The organism is Actinoplanes sp. NPDC049548, from assembly GCF_040676695.1.
GTDB lineage: Bacteria > Actinomycetota > Actinomycetes > Mycobacteriales > Micromonosporaceae > Actinoplanes.
This window is the reverse complement of record NZ_JBFAPM010000009.1, coordinates 83,834-104,403: the sequence shown is the minus strand read 5'-3', so window position 1 is coordinate 104,403 and position 20,570 is coordinate 83,834. Positions and strand designations below refer to the sequence as shown.

The 20,570-nt window shown below is 72.6% G+C and carries 16 protein-coding genes; 6 read left to right on the top strand and 10 right to left on the bottom strand.

Going from position 1 to position 20,570, the window contains the following annotated elements:
• Positions 1 to 4: 4 nt before the first annotated feature.
• Positions 5 to 1,351, bottom strand: a complete 1,347-nt coding sequence (locus AB0J80_RS19505) for a ferredoxin reductase family protein (RefSeq protein WP_364706536.1) — start codon at positions 1,349 to 1,351, stop codon at positions 5 to 7.
• 98 nt (positions 1,352 to 1,449) lie between these two features.
• On the opposite strand from AB0J80_RS19505, the gene AB0J80_RS19500 reads away from it, so the two are divergent.
• The 3 genes from AB0J80_RS19500 to AB0J80_RS19490 all read left to right on the top strand — a co-directional run bounded on the left by AB0J80_RS19500 (position 1,450) and on the right by AB0J80_RS19490 (position 4,669).
• The gene (locus tag AB0J80_RS19500; protein ID WP_364706535.1) at positions 1,450 to 2,802 is read left to right on the top strand and encodes an AI-2E family transporter; all 1,353 of its coding nucleotides are present in this window, start codon (positions 1,450 to 1,452) and stop codon (positions 2,800 to 2,802) included.
• A 73-nt stretch (positions 2,803 to 2,875) separates the two neighbouring features.
• Complete coding sequence (locus tag AB0J80_RS19495) at positions 2,876 to 4,222, top strand: cytochrome P450 (protein ID WP_364706532.1); 1,347 nt, start codon at positions 2,876 to 2,878, stop codon at positions 4,220 to 4,222.
• 117 nt (positions 4,223 to 4,339) lie between these two features.
• On the top strand, positions 4,340 to 4,669 hold the full coding sequence (locus tag AB0J80_RS19490; protein WP_364706530.1) for an STAS domain-containing protein: 330 nt from the start codon (positions 4,340 to 4,342) through the stop codon (positions 4,667 to 4,669).
• Positions 4,670 to 4,675: 6 nt separating this feature from the next.
• Here the strand turns inward: AB0J80_RS19490 and AB0J80_RS19485 are convergent, their stop codons facing one another.
• Positions 4,676 to 5,344 carry a type 1 glutamine amidotransferase domain-containing protein gene (locus AB0J80_RS19485; RefSeq protein ID WP_364706528.1) on the bottom strand — a complete coding sequence of 223 codons (669 nt, stop codon included), beginning with the start codon at positions 5,342 to 5,344 and terminating at the stop codon, positions 4,676 to 4,678.
• Between the two features lie 50 nt (positions 5,345 to 5,394).
• Between AB0J80_RS19485 and AB0J80_RS19480 the strand changes: the two genes are divergently transcribed.
• Together AB0J80_RS19480 and AB0J80_RS19475 are read left to right on the top strand one after the other, a co-directional pair.
• Complete coding sequence (locus AB0J80_RS19480) at positions 5,395 to 6,333, top strand: LysR family transcriptional regulator (protein WP_364706525.1); 939 nt, start codon at positions 5,395 to 5,397, stop codon at positions 6,331 to 6,333.
• 229 nt (positions 6,334 to 6,562) lie between these two features.
• Positions 6,563 to 6,733, top strand: a complete 171-nt coding sequence (locus tag AB0J80_RS19475) for a hypothetical protein (RefSeq protein WP_364706522.1) — start codon at positions 6,563 to 6,565, stop codon at positions 6,731 to 6,733.
• Here AB0J80_RS19475 and AB0J80_RS19470 read toward each other — a convergent pair.
• The 3 genes from AB0J80_RS19470 to AB0J80_RS19460 form a co-directional block, all read right to left on the bottom strand.
• The gene (locus AB0J80_RS19470; protein ID WP_364706520.1) at positions 6,730 to 8,787 is read right to left on the bottom strand and encodes a GGDEF domain-containing protein; all 2,058 of its coding nucleotides are present in this window, start codon (positions 8,785 to 8,787) and stop codon (positions 6,730 to 6,732) included. The two genes, AB0J80_RS19475 and AB0J80_RS19470, sit on opposite strands and share 4 nt — an antisense overlap.
• A 106-nt stretch (positions 8,788 to 8,893) precedes the next feature.
• Positions 8,894 to 9,217 (bottom strand): hypothetical protein, encoded by a 324-nt coding sequence (locus AB0J80_RS19465; protein ID WP_364706517.1) that lies wholly within the window; start codon positions 9,215 to 9,217, stop codon positions 8,894 to 8,896.
• Positions 9,214 to 10,332 (bottom strand): HAMP domain-containing sensor histidine kinase, encoded by a 1,119-nt coding sequence (locus tag AB0J80_RS19460; protein ID WP_364706515.1) that lies wholly within the window; start codon positions 10,330 to 10,332, stop codon positions 9,214 to 9,216. The genes AB0J80_RS19465 and AB0J80_RS19460 overlap by 4 nt, the downstream gene beginning before the upstream one ends.
• A gap of 264 nt (positions 10,333 to 10,596) precedes the next feature.
• Here AB0J80_RS19460 and AB0J80_RS19455 point away from each other — a divergent pair, with 264 nt between their 5' ends.
• A complete protein-coding gene (locus tag AB0J80_RS19455) occupies positions 10,597 to 11,667 on the top strand; it encodes a neprosin family prolyl endopeptidase (RefSeq protein ID WP_364706512.1) in 1,071 nt (356 codons plus the stop codon).
• 5 nt (positions 11,668 to 11,672) lie between these two features.
• Here AB0J80_RS19455 and AB0J80_RS19450 read toward each other — a convergent pair whose 3' ends face one another.
• The 5 genes from AB0J80_RS19450 to AB0J80_RS19430 are packed head-to-tail and all read right to left on the bottom strand — an operon-like array spanning position 11,673 to position 20,436.
• Positions 11,673 to 12,983: a neutral zinc metallopeptidase gene (locus AB0J80_RS19450; protein ID WP_364706509.1), complete on the bottom strand. Its 1,311-nt coding sequence runs from the start codon at positions 12,981 to 12,983 to the stop codon at positions 11,673 to 11,675.
• A 43-nt stretch (positions 12,984 to 13,026) separates the two neighbouring features.
• Complete coding sequence (locus AB0J80_RS19445; RefSeq protein ID WP_364706507.1) at positions 13,027 to 14,001, bottom strand: hypothetical protein; 975 nt, start codon at positions 13,999 to 14,001, stop codon at positions 13,027 to 13,029.
• The gene (locus AB0J80_RS19440) at positions 13,998 to 15,527 is read right to left on the bottom strand and encodes a copper-binding protein (protein WP_364706505.1); all 1,530 of its coding nucleotides are present in this window, start codon (positions 15,525 to 15,527) and stop codon (positions 13,998 to 14,000) included. The genes AB0J80_RS19445 and AB0J80_RS19440 overlap by 4 nt, the downstream gene beginning before the upstream one ends.
• 2 nt (positions 15,528 to 15,529) lie before the next feature.
• Complete coding sequence (locus tag AB0J80_RS19435; RefSeq protein ID WP_364706502.1) at positions 15,530 to 19,450, bottom strand: ThuA domain-containing protein; 3,921 nt, start codon at positions 19,448 to 19,450, stop codon at positions 15,530 to 15,532.
• Positions 19,447 to 20,436: a multicopper oxidase domain-containing protein gene (locus tag AB0J80_RS19430; RefSeq protein ID WP_364706500.1), complete on the bottom strand. Its 990-nt coding sequence runs from the start codon at positions 20,434 to 20,436 to the stop codon at positions 19,447 to 19,449. Before AB0J80_RS19430 ends, AB0J80_RS19435 begins: the two co-directional genes overlap by 4 nt.
• Positions 20,437 to 20,570: the final 134 nt, after the last annotated feature.

The window sequence follows — 20,570 nt, the reverse complement described above, 5'->3', positions numbered from 1 at the left end:
CCAGTCACCAGGAGAACAGCTCGGTGTGCAGGCGGTCCGCCGGCACCCCGGCGTCACGGGCGGCTGCGCGGGCCGCCTCGGTCCACTCCTCCGGACCGCAGACGTAGACGTGGGACTGCGCGATCCCCGGCGCGATCTGCCGCAGGACGTCCGCGTCCGTGTCGTCGGCGTACGCGCGCGGCAGCCAGGACGGGCGATCGGCGCGCGCACCCAGCAGCGGGACGACACGGACGCCGCGGTGGCGGGCGAACCATTCGAGCTCGCTGCGGAAGGCCAGCTCGGACTCGTTGCGGGCGCGGTACACCAGGGTGGCCTCGCCGGGGGCGTACGGGAGCTCGCCGAGCAGGGCCAGCAGCGGGGTGACGCCGATGCCGCAGGCCAGCAGGACCACCGGGCCGCCGGTGTACGTCTCGCCGGTCAGCCGGCCGTACGGGCCTTCGATGACCGCCCGGGTGCCGGGGCGCAGGGTGGCGACGCGGGCGCTGCCGTCGCCGAGGTCCTTGACCGTGATGCGGAGCTGGTGGCCGTGCGGTGTCGCCGACAGTGAGTACGGGTGTGCGCGGCTCCAGCCGGGGCCGTCGAGGAAGCGCCACTGGAAGAACTGGCCGGCGCGGGCCGGGAGGCGGTCGAGGTCGCGGCCCGACAGGTAGACGGATGTCAGGCCGGGGCCTTCTGGCACCACCCGGTTCACCACCAGGCGGTGCCGCCAGGTGCGCCACAGCGGCAGGCCGAGCCGGTAGCTGAGGACTGCGCCGGCCGAGACCGCGTACAGCGTCCACCAGTAGGCGGCTGACCACGGGGAGGCGATGAAGTCGGCGCCGGTCCACAGCTGGTGCGGCAGGGCGAGTCCTACGCCCAGGTACGCGTACAGGTGCAGCAGGTGCCAGGACTCGTAGCGCAGCCGGCGGCGGGCCGCGCGCATCGAGGTGATCACGACCATGACCAGGAGGACGGTGCCGGCGGCTGCCAGCAGCATGCCCGGGTAGGAGACCAGGAAGTCCCAGAGCTGGGCCGGGACGCCGGTGTGGGCCGTCGCGGCGTAGCCGACGGTGATCAGCACGATGTGGGCCAGCATCAGGTGAAAGGACGCGAAGCCGGTCCAGCGGTGCCAGCGGGCGAGCCGGTCCTGGCCGAACGCGCGCTCGACCAGGGGGATCCGGGCCATCAGCAGCACCTGCAGCAGCATCAGGTCCGAGGCCCACAGGCCGGTGAGGCGGCCGAGCGGTTCGGCGCCGCCGTCCAGGGTCTGCTGGACGCCGCCGTTGCTCACCCACAGGGCGGTGACGATCAGCAGGCTCAGTGCGGCGCCGATGCGGCCGGCGTCCGCCCACCAGCGGGGTGTCGTGGTCATGATCCCACCTTCGGGCGCGCGGCTACGGGGAGTCTTTGCCGCGGCTGTGAGAAAGCTGTGCGGGTATGAAGCCGGGCCGATCGGGGCACCTAGACGCCATGGCGAACTCTTGGGCCCAGTCCGTGCGGGAACGCGCCCGTCAGCGGCTGGCGGCGGCGGCTCGGCGCAGTGATCCACCGCCCTTCACCGTGGGGCCGGAGCTGCAGGACCCGGGTACGCCCGTCGTCGTCGTGCAGCGGCCGGCGAGCAACGACGACGTGCTGCCGCGGGGCATCCGTACCGCGGGCGCCTGGGCCTGGCGGTTCATCCTGTTCGTCGCGGCCGCGTACCTTTTCCTGCGGGTCGTGGCCCTGCTGCGGGTCGTCATCATCCCGGTGGTGATCGCGGTGCTGCTGGCCGCCCTGTTCCAGCCGGCGGCCGCCGCCCTGACCCGGCGGGGCGTGAAGCGCTCGCTCGCCGCCGGCGTGGTGCTCGTCGCCGCGTTGCTGCTGGTCTTCGGCGGGCTCGGCCTGATCATCCGCACCTTCATCTCGCAGATCGACACCCTGTCGACGCAGGTCGGTGACGGCATCGCCGAGGTGCAGAGATGGCTCTCGCAGGGCCCGCTGCATCTGACCGACGCTCAGCTCAACCAGTACGTCGACCGTCTCCGCGACGCCGTCACCCAGAACCAGGGGAAGCTCACCTCCGGCGCCCTGAGCACCGCCACGACGCTCGGCGAGGTCGTCACCGGCTTCTTCCTCGTGCTGTTCACGCTCTTCTTCTTCCTGCGTGACGGCGGTCAGATCTGGTCCTTCCTGTGCCGGCTGCTGCCCCGGGAGGCGCGCGTGCCGACCGCCCGCGCCGGGCACTACTCGTGGCACACCCTCGTCTCGTACGTGCACGCCACCGTGCTGGTGGCCTTCGTGGACGCGGTGGGCATCGGGATCGGGCTGCTGATCCTGCGCGTACCGCTGGCGATCCCGCTGGCGGCGCTGGTGTTCCTCGGCGCCTTCATCCCGGTCGTCGGTGCCACGGTGACCGGTGCCGTCGCCGTCCTGGTCGCCCTGGTCACGCAGGGGCCGGTGAGCGCGCTCATCGTGCTGGGCATCGTGATCGCCGTGCAGCAGCTCGAGGGGCACGTGCTGCAGCCGCTGATCATGGGCCGTGCGGTGGCGCTGCACCCGCTCGCCGTCATCCTGGCCATCGCGGCCGGCATCGTGGTCGCGGGCATCGTCGGCGGTCTCATCGCGGTCCCGCTGCTGGCGGTGCTCAACACGGCCATCCGCTATCTCGTGCGGCATCCGGAGGGTTCGCCCACCCCCGACCGGGAGCCGCCCGGCACGGAGCCCACCGACGACGCCGCGGCCGAGGCGGACGACCAGCGTGAGGAGGCCGAGCGGCGTACCGATCCCGTCGCGCCGCCGCCGCCCGACACGTCGGTGGGCGAGCCGGCCGTCCGCACCACCTGAGCTGCTGCTTTCCGACAGCAGCCTCCCGCCGCCCCTCCCGGCGCTGGTAGACCGGGAGGGGGAGGTGACGGCCGTGACGGGACAGGCACCGCTTCTGCCGGGCTCGCCGCTGGTGGGTTCCGCGCTCGAGCTGCGGGCGGACATGCTCGGCACGATCGAGCGGGCGTTCCGGGAGCATGGTGACGTGGTCCGGATGCGGCTCGGCCCGCGCGGGGCCGGCCGCGAGATGACGTTCGTCTACCACCCCGACGGCGTCCAGCACATCCTGGCGGGCCACGCCGGCAACTACCGCAAGGACAACGTCTTCTACGGTGAGGTCCGCGACGCCTTCGGCGACGGCCTGCTGACGAGCCAGGACGACGACTGGCAACGGCAGAAGCGGTTCCTGCAACCGCTGTTCACGGCGCGGCGGGTCATCGGGTACGCCACGACGATGGCCGACCAGGTCGACGCCGTCGTCCGGCGCTGGCGGGCCGAACCGGCGGCCGTCCGCGACCTGCACGACGAGATGACCCGGCTGACCCTGCGCATCGTCTGCCGCGTGCTGTTCGGCAACGACATCGAGCAGGCTCTGCCGGTGGTCCAGCACCGGTTCGGCCCGCTCGGCGAGGCGGTCCGGGCGCGCTCGATGGCACCGGTACGCGTACCCGCAAGCTGGCCGACCCCGACGAACCGGCGACTGCACCGGGCGCGCCGCGAGCTCTTCGGCGTGTGCGACGACATTATCGCCGCCCGCCGCAGCGGCGCGGTGGCCGGACGGGGGACCGACCTGCTCGGCATGCTGCTCGACGCCCGGGACGGCGACGCCGCGCTGAGCGACATCGAGATCCGCGACCAGGTGCTGATCTTCCTGCTCGCCGGCCACGAGACGACCTCGACCGCCCTGGCGTACACATTGGACCTGCTCGGCCGCCACCCGGACGTCCAGGCGAAGGTCCGCGACGAGGTGGACGCCGCCGGCGGCACGCCGACGGCGGCCCTCCCCTACACCACGATGGTGCTCAAGGAGGCGATGCGCCTGTTCCCCTCGGCGCCGCTGACCGGCCGGCGCAGCGTCGCGGACGACGAGATCGGTGGCTTCGCCGTCCCGGCCGGCGCCGACGTGGTCGTGGTCCCCTGGGTGACCCACCGCCACCCGGCGTACTGGGACGATCCGGAACGCTTCGACCCGGAACGTTTCACCCCCGACCGGGAGCGGGCCCGGCACCGCTACGCCTGGTTCCCGTTCGGCGGCGGCCCGCGGGCCTGCATCGGCCAGCACTTCTCGATGCTGGAGTCGGCGATCGTGCTCGCCGGTCTGATCCGGGCCTTCGAGTTCACGACGGACACCGGCGTGCCGCGCTACACCAACGCCATCACGCTGCGCCCGGTCGGCAGCGTCCCGGCCCGCATCCAACCACGCCGCGTCACGGCCGGGTAGCTGCACTTTCGTGACCGTGCCGTGATCGGATGAATTCTTCGGCGGCCCATCGACCCGGGGCTCCGCGGGGCTCTACTCTGACCACCCGGAGAACAGCGGGTAACGGAAGGTAGCACGATGGCCGACGCTACGGTCGACGTCGAAACCAGGCCCGACGGCAGTCTCATCATCCAGCCCCACGGTGTCCTCGACGCGGAGGACGCGGTCGACCTGCGGCGGGTGCTGGTCAACGCCGTGCGCCACGTGCGCCCGTTGCGACTCATCCTCGATCTCAAGGACGTTCGCGGTCTGGATCCGATCAATCTCGGTGCTCTCGCGGCGGCGTGCCACATCGGCGACGACCATCAGGTGACGGTCTTCCTCGACAACTCGTCGGCTCTGGTGGCCGGCCAGCTCGCCGCGGCCGGTGTCCCACACCACCGGCTGCGGGACATCGGCGCGGCGTAGGGCGGATCAGCGCAGCGCGGCGACCACCTTCGCGGCGAGTTCCTCCGACGAACCGGGATTCTGTCCGCTGTAGACGTTTCGGTCGACGACCACGTGCGACGCCCACGGCTCACCCGCGGAGAACTCCGCGCCGAGGCCGGTCAGCCGGTCCTCGAGCAGCCAGGACATCTTGTCGGCCAGCCCGGCGGCGCGCTCCTCGGCGTTACTGAAGGCGGTGAGCCGGTATCCCGCGAACGGCCAGGCACCGCTGTCGTCGGCGGTGGCCAGCAGCGCGGCGACTCCGTGGCACACGACGGCCAGCGGCTTGCCGGCTGCCAGGGTGGCCCGGATCAGCTCGGCGGACGGGCGGCTCGTGGCCAGGTCCTCCATCGGGCCGTGCCCGCCCGGGTAGTACACCGCGGCGTAGTCGGCGAGGCTGACGTCCTCCAGGCGTACCGGATCCTTGAGGGCGGCGATCCCGGCGAGCTCGGCCTCCACCGGCTCGGGGGTGAGGCTCGCCCGGTCGGCGGGCGGCACGGTCCCGCCCGGCGTGGCCACGACGATCTCGTGACCCTCGGCGGTCAGCGCCCGGTACGGCGCCAGGAACTCCTCGGCCCAGAACCCGGTCGGGTGCTGCGTGCCGTCCGCGAGGGTCAGGCGGTCGGCACCGGTCATCACGAACAAGATTTTCGCCATGACCCGAAGGTACGGTTCCGGTATGCCGGTAAGCCAATAGGATTCATGTGATGGCCGATCAGAAATCTGATGAGGCGAGACGCGCCGGCCGCCCGCTCGACCTCATGCAGCTCCGCACCTTCCTGGCCGTCCACCGGGCGGGCTCGCTCACCGCCGCCGCCCGGCTCCTGGGCCTGTCCCAGCCGACGGTCACGAGCCAGCTCCGGGCCCTCGAACAGCACCTGGGGCGGCAGCTGTTCGAACGCCTGCCGCACGGCGTCGCCCCGACCTCGGTGGCGCTGGCGCTGGCGGCGGAGATCGCCGACCCGCTGGACCGCCTCGCGGCCGTCGCCGAACCGGCACTCGACCAGGCCCGGGCGGTCGCCGAGGAGCCGGTGCACCTGGCCGGCCCGGCGGAGCTCCTCGCCGTCCGCGCCCTGCCCGCCCTCGTGCCGCTCGTCGGTCAGGGCGTACGCCTGCGCGTCACCCACGGCCTCGCCGACGACCTCCTCGAAGGGCTCCGGGCCGGCCGCTTCGACCTGGTGCTGTCCGCCGTACGCCCGCGCAGCCGTGCCGTCGTGGCCGTCCCGCTGATGGACGAGGAGTTCGTCCTCGTGGCCGCCCCTGTCTGGGCACATCGCATCGGCGCCGTGGATCCGGACGACTCCCGGGCGCTGGACGAGCTGCCGCTGGTCAGCTACGCGGAGGATCTGCCCATCCTGCGCCGCTACTGGCGCCACGTGTTCCGCCGCCGCCTCGCGGCCCGCGCGGCGGTGGTGGTCCCCGACCTGCGCGCCGTCCTCGCGGTGGTGGCGGCGGGCGCCGGTGTCACCGTGCTGCCGCGCTACCTCTGCGTCCGTGAGCTGGCCGCCGGTGAGCTGGTGCCGCTGCTGGAGCCCGACGACCCGCCGATCAACACCGCTTTCCTGGCCCGCCGCGCGGGAGCCCCGGCCCTTCCCCACGTCGAGCTCGTCCGGCGCGAGCTCCAGCGGCGGGCCCCGGACTGGTGAAGGCTCAGGCGGCGGCGTGCAGCGGTGGGCGGTCGGTGTCCAGCAGCCACTCGGTCAGCGCCTCGGCCGGGGGCCGGGCGGCAGATGCCGTACCCCTGGGCCTGGTCGCAGCCCTCGCGGCGCAGATGCCCGAGCGTCGTGTCGTCCTCGACGCCCCCCGCGACCATGCGCAGGCCGAGACCTGCGTCGGCGGCAGTGGGCAGGAACGCGTCCGGGTAGAGCAGGCCTCGTGGGCCCACCGCACGCGCGCCTCCACTCCGCGGACGGCGCCGTCGCGCAGATCGAGCTTGGGCTGGTAGTGCAGCACGATCTGGTCCTCGGCGAGGGCCTCGTGCAGCAGGTCGCCGGCGCGCAGCCGCTCGGACAGTCGCTGCCCGACATGACCTGCGACGACGACTAGGAAACCGGCGATCGCACCGGGCGGTTGCGGCGGGGGGCACGGGTGCGCGACGCCTTCTCGGCGTACAGCTCGGCGTCGGCGTGCAGGTACAGCGCCTCGAAGTCGGTGCCGTCGCGGTTCAGCACCGCCGTGCCCAGGCTGGCCGGCGTGCGCTCGGCCAGCGCCCGGCGCAGGCGTTCCGCCGCCGCGGCGACCTCCGTCGCGGAACGCAGCACGACGACGAACTCGTCGCCGCCGAGCCGGCCGACGACGTCCTGCTCGGGCAGGCCGGCCCGGAGGGTGCCGGCGACCCAGCGCAGCAGCTCGTCGCCGGCCGCGTGTCCGGCCGTGTCGTTGAGCAGCTTGAACCCGTCGAGGTCGAAGATCAGCAGGCCGAGGCTCCGGCCGGTGCGGCGGGCGTCCTCCAGCTCCGCGAGGAACCGTTCCTCGAAGCCGCGCCGGTTGAGGACGTCGGTGAGCGGGTCGACCTTCGACAGGCGGGTGAGCAGCAGGCGCTGCCGGGCGGCCGAGTGGCCCTGGAAGGCACAGGCGGCGGCGACCGCGAGGATGCCGGCCAGGTGCATGGCGACGTACCAGGGGCTCGGCGCGCCCAGGGCGACGGCCACGGTGAGGTACGCGCCGACGCCGAGGGCGAGCGCGGGCACCGCGACGCGCAACGGCGCGCCGAGGGCGATCAGCGGCATGGGTGCCAGCATCGCCACCCCGGTCGCGGAGCCGACGCCGCCGTTGAGCACCGGTACGGCCACCGCCAGCGCGCACAGCAGAAGGCCGTTGACCAGCATCAGGGGTCCGACGACCGGGGACCGGCTGAGCCGGCCGGCCGTGGCCACCACGGCGAGGCCGTACAGCAGCCCGAGGCCGCAGAGCACGCCCATGAGCACCCGGTGCGGCTCGCCGTGGGCGAAGAGCGCGGCGTACACCACCCCGACCGTGCAGTCGGACGCCGTGAGCCGGCCCATGTCGGCGATCGAGCGGCGGCGGCGCTCACGCCGGGACACCTTCGTGGCGGCGCGGCGGCCGGCTTCGCGGCGGGCCCGGGCGACACCCTCGGCGGTGGGCTCGCGGCGGTCGCTGCCGGCTTTGTCGGCGTACGCGGAGTGGTCGGCGCGGCGGCGCAGGTCGTCCAGGTCCGACGCCTCGGCCGGGTACGACGCGCGACCGAAGCTGGCCGGTGCCACCCCGTCGAGCGCGGCCCGCAGCCGTTCCACGACGGCATCGGCCTCCTCGGGGCCGGAACCGGCCAGGACGACCGCGAACTCGTCGCCGCCGAGCCGCCCGACCACGTCCTCCTGGCGCAGCTCGGCCGTCATCGTGTTCGCGGTCCAGGCCAGCAGGTCGTCGCCGGCCTGGTGGCCGTACTCGTCGTTGACCTCCTTGAAACGGTCCAGGTCGACGACCACGACCGAGACCGGCCGGCCGGTGCGGACCGCGTCGGCGTACGCGGCCTCCAGACGCTCGTCGAAGCCGCGCCGGTTCAGGCAGCGGGTGAGCGGGTCGGACACGGACATCCGGGCGAGCCGCCGGCGCAGGGACCGCAGGGCCGCGGCGTGCCGGAAGCAGATGGCGGCGACGCCGCCGACGCCGAGCGTGTAGACCGCCGCGTAGCCCGACGGGACGGGGTCTCCCAGTACGACGATGGTCCAGTAGGCCACGCTGATGAACACACAGGCGGCCAGGAACATCCGGGCCGGCACCCGGACCGCGTAGAAGAGCAGGGAGAACGGCAGCACGCTGCCGAGCGGGCTGCCGACCCCGCCGTCGAGGAGGGTGAGCGTGGCGCCGCCGGCGACGGTGACGAGCATCGCGCCGCCGCGGATCAGGGACCGGTACGCCGACCGCGCGATCACCGGGGCCTGCCACCAGTTGAGGCCCGCGACGGCGATCATGGCGACCGCCACGGCGAGCATCACCGGACGGTTGCCGGCTTGCCAGGTCGCCGCCAGGTAGGGCCCCACCATGCCGGGGACGATCATGGCGCGCAGCGAGCTCGACCGTACGGCCGGCACCCGGCCGGACCGGGTCTGCGGCGTGCGAGCCGTCGTCTCAGCGGGCATGAAGGTGACATCCGTCCGTGGCAGGGAACCGCTTCACCCACCATCGCCCGCGCGGCGGTGTGCTTGAGGAGTACACCGGTGGCAGGGCGGTGGTAGTCCCGGCCGGCTAGCCGAGGGCTGTGAGGAACCCCTCCAGGACCAGGGCCGACACCAGGGCGACGAACCCCATGGGGCGGGCTCCGGGCAGCATGAACCACCACAGGATGACCGGCGCCGCGAGGCAGACGCCCACCCCTGCGGCGGCCAGGCTGAACCACAGCTGCCACGGGTCTTCGGCGAACAACCCGCCGTTGTATTGGAACAGCGCCAGGACTCCGCACACGATCCCGAGCCAGGGGAAGATGACCATCGCGACGCCTGCGATGATCGCCCGCAGCACGAGCGGCATCCGGGTCAGTCGGCCACGCGCGGGGCCGGTCCGTGCCGTCATCGGCGCGCCGAGGTTGTCGCGGCCGACGGGTTGAGCACGGCGTGCAGGGCCGGGAAGGTCACGATCATGCGGGCGCCGGGGTGGGCGGGCTCGTAGGAGGCGTCACCGCCGTGTGCCTGGGCGAGCTCGCGCACGATCCACAGCCCGAGGCCCACGCCGCGGGGGTCGCCGACGCCGAAGCGGGTGAACAGGCGCGGGCGCACCTCCTCGGGTACGCCCGGGCCGTGGTCGCGGACCTCCAGCCGGTCGACGCCGTCGGCGGAGGTGACGCTGACGACCACCGGTGGGCGTCCGTACCGCAGCGCGTTGCCGACCAGGTTGATGATGATCTGCTCGAAACGCTCCGGGTCCACGCACAGGGTCAGGTGGTCGTCGATCTCGATCCGGACGTCCGCCGAGCTCACGTACGACAGCGCCGCGCGGACGGCCGGGAGGGCGGGCGCGGGGCGGCGGTCGAGGTGCAGATGGCCGCTGGTGTCGATGCGGTTGATGTCGAGCAGTCCGGTGGCGAGCCGGTCGATGCGCGAGGTCTGCCGCAGCGCCGCGTTGAGCATGCGGTCGGTGTGCCCGGTGGCGCCGTCGAGGAGCTCCTCGAGCGTCATCTGCACGGTGGCCAGCGGGGACCGGATGTCGTGCGCCAGCGTCCCGATCATGGCGGCCCGCCAGCGCTCGATCCGGGCCAGCCGTTCCCGGTCGTCGCGCAGGTGCCGGGCCTGCGCCTCGACGAGCAGCGCGACGGCGAGCGCGACCGGCAACAGGATGAGCGCACTGCTGAGCACCATCGGCGGCTGGCCGGTCACGAGCAGCGGGGCGACGTAGGCGGTCGCGGCGGGCACGAGCAGGCCGAGCAGGACGCGCCGGGAGAAGTGCAGGGCGGCCCAGGTGTAGAGCAGGACGAGGAACGGCCCGGTGCCGGTGGCGACTCCGCCGAAGGCCCAGGTGGAGAAGCCGAGGACGGCGAAGCCCGGCAGCGCCAGCACGGCGGGCCGCTGGGGTGGCCACCGGCGCCACGGCAGCAGCCAACCGACCGCGGCCAGAAGGACGTCGGCCGCGGCGATCAGCAGCAGGTCGCTCGCGCGGGCCGGATCGTTGCCGATGGCGACCAGGGCCAGCACCCCGGCCAGGGCGAAAAGCGCAGCGGCCTGCCGGGCCGCTATGCGCGGCCCGGCTCCGAGAAGGGGCAGAACCCGGATACGGCCGATAAAGAGAGGTTATATCGGACAATTACTCAGGTAGGCCGCCTCGCGGGAACCGGCACCATTAGGCCTCAGCCGTTCAGTTGGAATGCGGGCTCGGCCCGAGCCAAGGACATCCAGCACGTTGTATGGTCACCGACGATTTCCGAAGGCTCGTCAGCTCCCGAGAACGAGGACGGACACGTGTCGAACCCCCGCCGCAGCCTGTTGGCCGCGGGCCTCACCGCAGCCGTGGTCGGATCCCTCGGAGCCGCCTGGACCCTCAACGCCGCCGCCGAGGAGGTGCCCGCCGCACCCGCCGTGGCCGCACCGGCGGACGCGGACGCGGCGGACCAGGCCCCGGCGGTCACCGCGCAGCGCAAGCCCCCGGCGCTGCTGCCCTGGGGTGAGCGCCCGTCGAGGCTGAAGCGCGCCCGGGCCGGTGCGAGCAGCGCCGCCGTCACGGCCGCCGGCGCGGACGCCGCCCCGGCCGACACGAGCGGGTCGAAGATCCCAGTGCCGGTGTACGCGCCGAAGGGCTTCGCCCCGGACGAGGACGGCGCCGCCCCGCCCGCCCCGCCCGGCGTCACCCCGAAGTCGGACGACTTCTACCACTACGCGGGCGGCCGCCAGATCGGCGACACCGACGGAAGCTGGGCCAACCTCAGCATCGCCAAGCCCGAGCTGGCCACGGCGGACGCGCACACGCTCACCGAGATCGCGCTGCAGTCGGCGGACAGCAAGCAGATCGTGGAGGTCGGCTGGAACGTGGACCGCAAGGTCAACGGCGACGACGACCCGCACCTGTTCGTCTACTACTGGAAAGACAAGAAGAAGAGCTGCTACAACTCCTGCGGCTTCGAGCCGTACAGCGAGGCGAGCATCAAGCCCGGCGACACCCTGCCGATCGGCGTGCAGAAGCGGTTCGGCGTCAAGCACTCCGGCGGGGCCTGGTGGATCGCGTACGACTCGGAGTGGGTGGGTTCCTTCCCCGACAGCCTCTGGGGCGGCACCTACACCCGGGCCGGCCTGACGCAGTGGTTCGGCGAAGTCGCGGCGGCCACCGCGACGACCTGCACCGACATGGGCAAGGGCCTGGCGGTCACGGACGGCACGGCCTCACGCATCGGCACGATCTCGATGACCAACGGTCCCGACCCGGTCAGCGCCGAGAAGTTCGACAGCACCACCCCGGCCTCGTACGACTCCAAGATCCTCAGCCCCACCACCATCCGGTACGGCGGGCCCGGCACCGGCCCCTGCCCGCCGGCCTGAGCCGCTCAGCCGGAGCAGCCGTCCAGACCCTCGAGCACACCGTCGCGGTAGGCGCCGATGCGGTCGAAGGCGCTGGTCCCGGACCTGTCACCGGCCCGGCCGAAGGCCAGCAGGGCGGCCACCGCCTCGTCGAGGTCGCCCGGTGACAGCCGGATGCCGGCGCCCGGATCGCGGGTGAGCAGGTCGGAGGTCCAGGAGCCGGCGAGGCAGTCCACCGCGAGCTGACCCGCCCGGTCCTGGGTGGGCTCGCCGCGCCGGGACTGGACCGCCCGGGCGAACAGGTCGCCGAGCAGCATGCCGACGGCGTTGTCACCGATCCGCTGGTACAGCGCAGGGGCCAGCTCGGCGGTGTCGAACGCGATGAAGTCCTCGCCGGGGCAGTAGAAGGCCGCTCCCCCGGCCGAGGCGTCCGGCCGCGGGCACTCCGGCGGCGAACCGGCGCGGAACGGCTCGATCCGCAGCGTCTGCCACGGCTGCCCGGTGAGCTGCGGGTACGCCTTGCCCCAGTAGCTCTGCGCGTCCTGGGCGAGGGAGCTCACGGCCTGGTCGTACGGCAGGTCGCCGCCGCTGGCCGCCTCCGCCCGCGTGCTGAACGGCACCTCCGTCACCGGCACGGTCCCGGCCCGGTAGCCGGCGCAGACCTTCACGCCCTTCTGGACGCCGTCCTGCAGCGCCCGGATGCGGTCGAAGGCGTTGCCGTGCGCCTGCGGGTTGCGCGCGGACGTGCCGGGCTGGTCGCGCAGCTGCAGCACGCCCGCGACCGTGTTGTCCAGCTGCTCGGGTGTGACACCGGTGAAGGCGGTCGAGCGGCCCTCGAGCACGTCAGCCGTCCAGGCGCCGGCGAAGCAGTCGGCCTGCTGCTCGAGGACGACGGTGGGCTGCTCGGTGAGGCGCAGCCGGCTCTGCACGGCGTGGCCGTACTCGTGGGCGATGACGACGCCCACCAGCAGCGGCCCGTACTCGGACTCGAGCTGCGGGATCAGCGTCTCGGCGTCCCAGGCGATGAAGTCGCCGGCCGGGCAGTAGAACGCGTTGGGCTGGTATCCGGCCGCCTCCCCGCCGCACGGCGGCGGCGGATCGTCGCGGGTGTACGGGTGGTAGCCACCGGTCACGGGCTCGAAGTCGCGGCCGTCTGCGAGCCCTGGGTAGGCGGCCGTCCAGAAGCGCTCGACGTCGTGCAGCCCCTTCGTGACGACGTCGGAGGCCGAGCCGCGCGGCGCGGGGGAATCGCTCTGCGGCGACTCCCACCCCACCGCGCAGCCCGCGACGAGGAGCCCGGCAACGAGCACCATCCTGCTGATCCGGTTGGCGGCCATGCCGCAGGCGTACCCCGATCAGCGTCCCCTTATGTCCGACACCTCAGAGGCCGGCGTCCCCGGCGGCCCGAGCCTCCGCCACGGCCGACGTCCGGCGCTGCCCGGCTCGCTGGTCGACGGCGTCGTCACGGGTCCCTGCGACCTTCGAACGGGTGGGGGCTGCGACCGCCGGCGCCCGCTCACCCACCACGCCGCCGCGGATCCGGTTGTTCGCCGCGACCCGCGCGGCCGGGTTGTTGGCGGACAGGCTGAGCTGACCGTCGATGATGTTGTCGTCGACCGTCACGCCGCCCGTGGTGTTCGTGATGCCCACGTCGCGGCCCCAGTACCCGCCGGACGCGCAGCCGTCGAGGTTGCCGTTCGGTCCGAGCTGCACCCCGCCGAGATTGCCCGCGAAGGTCGCCCGGCCGCGGACCGCACTGCCGCAGACGACGCTGCCGGTGGCGCTGTTGAGCACCGAAAGCGTGCCGTCCACGAACGAGTCGTGCACGTCGGTGTAGTAGGTGCCCGTGCTGCTCACGTTCCCCGTGACCTGTGTCGTGCGGTCGAGGCGCACCTCGCCCGCGTTCGCCGTCACGGTGCCTTCCACCGTGCTCTGCTCCACGAACAGGAAGCTGTCGATGGTGGCCGAGCCCTTCGCCCGCACGGTCACCGCACCGCTGCGGGCGTTCTTCAGGAAGATCCCGTAGCCACCCGAGGCGAGCTCGATGCCGCCGCCGACGGTCGTGTCGGTGGCGTCGAGATAGCCGTCGGCGGCGACCTGGATCTCGCCGCTGAGCCGGCCACCGGTCACCACCAGGTTCGCCCCGGCGGCGACGCTGACGTTGCCGGTGACGACGGTGCCGGTCAGGGCGCAGGACTGGCCCGGCGGCACGTACAGGTCGTTGGGCACGGTCACCGCGCCGCCGGTGCCGACGCAGTGGGTGACCAGGTCGGCGCGGGCACCGGGAGCGGCCGCCAGCGTCGAGACGGCGACGGCGGTGCTCACGAGGGCCAGCGTGGCGACGGTACGTCTCATCGCGCTACTCCTTGGAGGTGAGAGTGGTTCCCGACGTCCGAGCGGGCGGCCGCCCGGACGATGACGCCCTGCTGGCGGGGGGTCAGCATGCCGCCGACGACGAGCGGAGCGGTGACCGTCTCGACGTGGCGGACGAAACTGCCGTGATCGGGGTACGCGGCGTGCTCGGCGATCAGGTCGTTGATGGTGCACCCGTTCCCGGTGTCCCCGTTGGCGACGCCGGTGTCCTCGGTGCCGATGACCACCGTGGCGCGGGTGTCGGAGCCGGGGCAGACGTCCGTTCCCGGCGGCACCACCGTGAAGGCGACCGACTTCTCCGCGGCCGTGTTGCCCGCGACGTCGGTGGCCCGGTAGCGGACCGTGTGCTCGCCCGCCGCCGACACGACCACCGGGGCCGAGTACGTCGTCCAGGCGCCCGCATCGAGGGCGTACTGGACGGTGGCGACCCCGGAGCCGGTGTCGGTGGCCGTGACGGTCACGGTCGCCGTCCCCCGGTACGCGCCGGCCGGGTCCCGTTCCCCGGTCACCGTGGCGGAGGTCTCCGGCGCGGTCGTGTCCTCGGCGGGAGGTGCGACGACCGTCAAGCTCACCATCTGTTCCGCCGACGTGTTTCCGGCAGCGTCGGTGGCGCGGTAGTGCACCATGTGCGCACCGACGGCCGTTACCGCCACCGGGGCCGAATAGCTGGTCCACGCACCGCCGTCAACGCTGTACTCCACTCTGGACACGCCGGACCCGGCGTCCGTGGCGGTCAGCGTGACGGTGGCCGTACCGGTGTAGTCGCCGGACGGATCGCGGGAGCCGGACACCTGGGCCGTGACCACCGGGGGTGTGGTGTCGTCGTCGCCGGGCCCGACGATCCGGAACGCGACCGAGCCGGTCTCGCTGACGTTGCCGGCCCGGTCGGTGGCGCGGAACTGCACGGCGTGGTCGCCGATCGCGGTGACGGTCACCGGCCGCGTGTACGGCAGAAACCCGGTGTCGTCGACCTGGTACTCCACTGTGTCCGGTCTCGAGCCGGCGTCCGAGGCGGTGACCGTCACGGTGGCGGAACCGAGGTAGTCGCCCGCCGCGTTCCGCTCCCCCGTGACCGCCGCGGAGACGGACGGCGGTGTCGTGTCCTGCCCACCGCCGCCGGTCACCACGAGCTCGCCGACCATGGTGCTGTGACCCGGGATCGAGCAGAAGAAGCGGTACCTGCCCGGGGTCAGGGTCACGGCCTGCTGGTGGCGGCCGTTGTCGGTGTCGAACGGGCTGGCCAGGATGTTGAGGGTGACGTCGTGGTTGTAGCCCTCGGTGGTGGTGTCGAAGGTCAGCGTGTGCGGCATCCCGGTGGTGTTGCCGGTCGCCGTGCTGTTCTCGAAGACGATCGTGGTAGCCCCGGCGACGGCCTGCGCCGGCGTCGACCTGTAGCGGGTGATGTCGTCGTCCGCGGTCCAGGTGAGGGTCTGGGCCGCGACCGCCGGGGCCGGCGCGACCAGGCCCGCGGTCACGAGGGCGAGGGTGAGCAGCGCTCGAAGGATCATGCCTACAACTCCCGGACGCGGATGTCGCGGAACTCCATGAGGTCGGTGTCGCTGTGGTTCTGCAGGCCGAGGAAGCCGCTGGCGAACTGCCGCAGGTCGGTCGGCGGGTCACCGGCGCGCGAGGACTGCTTGCCCGGCGTGTTGTCGAACTCGTTGATCACCACGCCGTTGCGGACGATCGTGTAGTGCTGGCCGGTCACCCGGATCTCGTAGTCGTTCCACTGGTTCTTGGGTGTGGCGCCCGAGCCGGCGAGCGCGACCGGGCCGAAGTTGTAGAGCGAGCCCGTCTTCTGCGGCTCACCGGTCTCGCCGTCGTAGAGCTGGATCTCGTGGCCGCAGTAGATCGCCACCCAGGCCTGCGAGGTGCGCGCCGACCCGACCGTGCCGCAGCTTCCCGGCGGGCGCTGGTCGAGCGGGATGCGCGGGTCGGGGAAGCGCGCGAAGACGCCGCTGTTGGCGCGGGCGGTGCCCGGTGCCACGTCACGGAACTGCAGCTTCAGGGAGAAGTCGGCGAACGGGCGCTGGGCGTACCAGAGCATGCCCAGACCGCCGCCGGTGCGCAGGGAACCGTCCGGCTGGATCGTGAACGCGCCGGGTCCGGCCTGTTCCCAGGCCCGCAGGGACTCGGCGGTGCCGTCGAAGAGCGGCTCGTAACCCTTGTGGCCCGGGCGGCCGATCGGCGAACCGGCGGCCGTACGGGTGAGCGTCCCGGCTTCCCGGCCGCTGAGCACGCCGTCGCGCTGCAGCGTGTCGGCGACCGCGGTGACGTGGCGGACGAAGCTGTCGTGGTCGGGCCAGGTGCTCTCGTCGTCGATGAGGTCGTTGATCGTGCAGCCGCCGCCGGCCTGCCGGTTGGGCACCGCGGTGTCGGCGTCGCCGATCCACACCGTGCCGCGGTCGTCGGGCACTGCACAGCCGACCGTCACGGTGGTCTGGACCGTCGCGGTCTCACCGTCGGCGTACGTGACGGTCAGCTTCGCCGTGTAGGTGCCGGTCCGGGCGTACGTGTGCCGGGGGTTCGCCTCGGTCGACGTGCCACCGTCGCCGAACTCCCAGCGGTAGGAAACCCCGCCGGAGCGGGAACCGGAGAACGCGATGGCCAGCGGCTTGTTCTGCACCGCCACCGACGACGCCGCCGGGGCGGGCGTGGCCGGGCCGCCCTGGTACGTGACCCGGACCAGCTTCTGGTTGGCGTGCAGGCTGAAGAAGCCGCCGCCGTAGTCGAGCAGGTAGAGCGCGCCGTCCGGGCCGAACTTCGCGTCCATCCAGCTCTGCAGCCGGGTGTCGCCGTTGCCGCCCGGGATGATGGCGCGCAGGGACTCGCCGAACACCGGCGGGGCCTGGCGCGGCACCCCGGCCGGGTCGACGGTGACCGCCACCCGGTTCTGCGCGTTCGACTCGTCGCCGATGAACCACTTGTCGTCCCAGTACGCCGGCCACGCCACCCCGCTGCCCGTGTCCACCAGCTCCCGGTGGTAGGTGGGACCGGACATGATGGCCTGTCCCCCGCCACGCAGGTACGGCTGGGTGTAGACGGCGTCCGCGGCGTTGTAGGTCGGCACGCCACTGCTGTCCGGACGGGCGGGGAAGACCGGGCCGCCGCCACCCGGCGAGTACCAGATCATGTTGTCGCGGGCCGGCGGGATGTCGGTCAGGCCGGTGTTGCGCGGCGAGGTGTTCTTCAGGTCGTCGCAGTCGTACCAGCCGGTGAGGACGGTGGCGTCGGTGTTGCTGCGGTCGCGGTACGGCTGCCGGTTGCCCATGCAGTAGGGCCAGCCCTGGTTGCCCGCCGACGTGATGATCGTGGCGGTCTCGTACTTGGCCGGGCCGAGGGTGGGACTGGGCGCCGAGGCGTCCGGGCCGACCCAGCCTGCGGTCAGCCACTTGTGCACGGGATCGATCGAGAGCCGGGCGATGTTGCGCACGCCCATCACGTAGATCTCCGGCCGCGCCTTCTCGGTTCCCGGCGGGAAGAGATTGCCCTGCGGGATCGTGTACGTGCCGTCGGGCTCCGGGTGGATCCGGATGATCTTCCCGGCGAGGTCGTTCGTGTTGCCCGAGGTACGCCGCGCGTCCTGGAACGAGACGCCCTTGTACTCGGCCGTCCAGTTGTTGCCGGAGTAGCCGCTGGAGCCCTCGGAGGAGTTGTTGTCACCGGAGCCGACGTAGAGGTTGCCCTTGTCGTCGAAGGCCATGCCGCCGCCGGCGTGGCAGCAGCTGTGGATCTGCACGGGGAACTGCAGCAGGTCCTTGCGGGTGGCCTGGTCGATCGTCGCGGTCGCCCGGTCGTAGGTGAACCGTGAGATGGTCCGCTGCCCGATGCGCTTGTCCCGGTCGATCGACTCGTGCGGCATCCAGTAGACGTAGAGCCAGCCGTTGGTGGCGAAGGCCGGGTCGGGCACGATGCCGAGCAGGCCCTCCTCGTTCTTCACCAGCTCGGAGCCGCTGCCCCGGTTACCCATGACGCGCAGCGTGGTGAGCAGCTTGACCTGCTTGCTCCGCGGGTCGTACGAGTGGATCGTCCCGCAGCCCAGGCCCACGTTCGGGTCCGCCCAGTCGACGACCGGGCCGGTCGGGCAGGCCGCCTTGCCGACGTAGAAGACCGTGCCGTCCGGCGCGATGGTGAGGCCGTGCGGCTCGCCGATCTGGTCGAGCTCGCCGGGCTTGTTGGCCGCCGTGAGCCGCTCGGTCCTGTAGTTGGCGGCGATGGTGGCCTGGCAGTCACCCCGCTGGATGCCGGTGGTCCAGCGCAGAGCACCGGACAGGTGCCGGCGGAACGCGTCCTCGGCGTAGCTGCCCTCGGTGTGCCCCATCCCGGTGTAGAAGGACCGGCCACCGTCGTAGTCACGGCACCACGACACCGGGTGGAACGGGCCGTTGGCGCCGGGACCCGGGTCGTAGAAGCGTTCCTCGACCTGGGCCACGGTGTGCACCGTGCCGACCGGGTTGGGGTCCCAGTTGACCCAGCGGTCGGAGCGTTCCACGGTCATCGGCAGGGAGCGGGTGGCCGGATGCCGGCGGTCGAGGACGTCGACGACCGCCCGGCTGACCGCCGGCGGCGCGGGTTCGGCCATCGTGCCGGTGAACAGCCGCAGGTCGGCGAGCTGGGTGAGCGGTTCGCCGCTGTTCGCGGTGATCGACAGCCGGTAGATCGGGAACTCGCGCGGGGTGGCCACCTCGAACCGGCGGGTCTGGTAGCGCTCCGGGAACGTCTGGGCGGTACGCCGGTCGACGTCCGTCCACGTCGTACCGTCGGTGGAGCCCTGCAGCGTCCAGCCCTTCGGGTCGCGGCCGGGGGCGTCGTTGGCCGAGGTGAGGGCGTAGCCGGTGACGGTGGTGGGCTTGCTCAGCTCGTACGTGATCCAGCCGGTCGGCGTGCGGGCGAGCCACTTGGTGTTCGCGTCGCCGTCGGTCAGCTTCTCCTTCGTCTCGTTCGGCGGGTTCTCGGCGTTGGCGTCGACCTTGGATACCGGCTCGGCCACCGGGATGGCACCGGCGGGCCGGGTGCCGATCAACCCGGTGAACCAGGCGGAGTCGACCTGCGCCTTGGCGGCGTCGGCTATGCCGAGGAAGCCGCCACCGGACCGGACGTACGCCTGCAGCGCGCCCTCCTGCTCGCGGGTGAGCGCGGCACCGGACGCCGACAGGAACACCACCGCGCGGTAGCGCGCGAGACCGGCCGCGGAGAACACGGCAGGATCGCTCGACGCCGTGACGGTGACGGCGTCCGAGCGGCCGAGCTCCTCGATCGTGCGAGCCGCGCGCTCCACCGGGTCCTGCTGGTCCGCCGCGGGCCCGTGGAAGACGAGCACCCGCAACGGTTCCGGCTCGGCGACGGCGGGCGCGGCACCCGCCACGGCCGGCGCGGTGCCGACGAGCAGCGTGACGACCGCCGCCGCGGCGAGTACGGATCGACGTCTCATCCCTGGACCCCCTCGTCGTGGTGCTGAGCGTGACCGTGGAACCGGTGGATGGCCTCCTCGGCGCCGGGCGGCATGCTGCCGTCGGCGTTGCGGACGAGGAAGAGCCCGGCCATGCCGCCGTCGGAGTGGAACTGGACGTGGCAGTGGTACATCCAGGCGCCCGGCCCGACGCCCTGGCCGGCCAGCACCTGGAACCCGAACGAGCTGCCCGGGTTGAGGTCCTTGTTGTCGATGATCTGGCTGGGGTCTGCCGGCCCCTCGAGCATGCCGGTGCGGTTGTCCGCCCAGCGATGCGCGTGCAGGTGGAAGGTGTGGAACGTGCCACCGTGGCCGATGGCGATCCATTCGACGCGCTGACCCAGGTTCGCCTCGAACATCGGGGTGTCCGGCGCCATCCGGTTGTTGATCATCATGTCGTTGAAGACCACGGTGAACTGCTTCTCCGGCAGCATGTCGCCGCGGCGCCGGACGACCAGCGCGCCGTAGAGCCCCTTCGCCAGGCCGGCGGTGCCGTGATCGGTGCCCATGGCGTGGTCGTGGTAGTGCCAGTAGCCCGCGCTGCCCGGCAGGAACCGCCGCCCCTCGGTCGCGATCATCTCGTGCGAGCGCCAGACGTACGTGCGGGTCTCGCCGGGAGCGTTGAAGGAGGCGTTGAGCGGGCTGCCGTCGGAGTCCGTGCTGTAGTCCACGCCGTGCGGGTGGATGGACAGCCGCTGGTCGGTGCGGTTGACCAGGGTGATCTCGAGGGTGTCGCCCTCCCACATCTCGAGCACGGGCCCGGGCACGGTGGCCTCGCCCGGCGCGAGCCCGTAGCCGAAGCGGCCGCCGGGAAGGGCCTCGGCGTAGAGGGTGATCCTGCGGGTCGCCCCGGTCGCGGCGCTCGCGCGGTTCGCGGCCGCCACGGCCACGGGGGTGGCCAGTCCGGCCGCCCCGGCGGCCAGCAGGCGACGGCGGGACACGACCCGGCCGACAACGTTGTCGTCCACTCAAATCCCCCCGAACTTTCTTCGATTCACAGCAATCTATGCATGCGCATCGACGAAAGTAAAGGTCTCATCCCTGAAAGTGCTGGTCAGTGGACAGTCAGGACGGGGGCACGGTCCGCGTGACGTGGGACCAC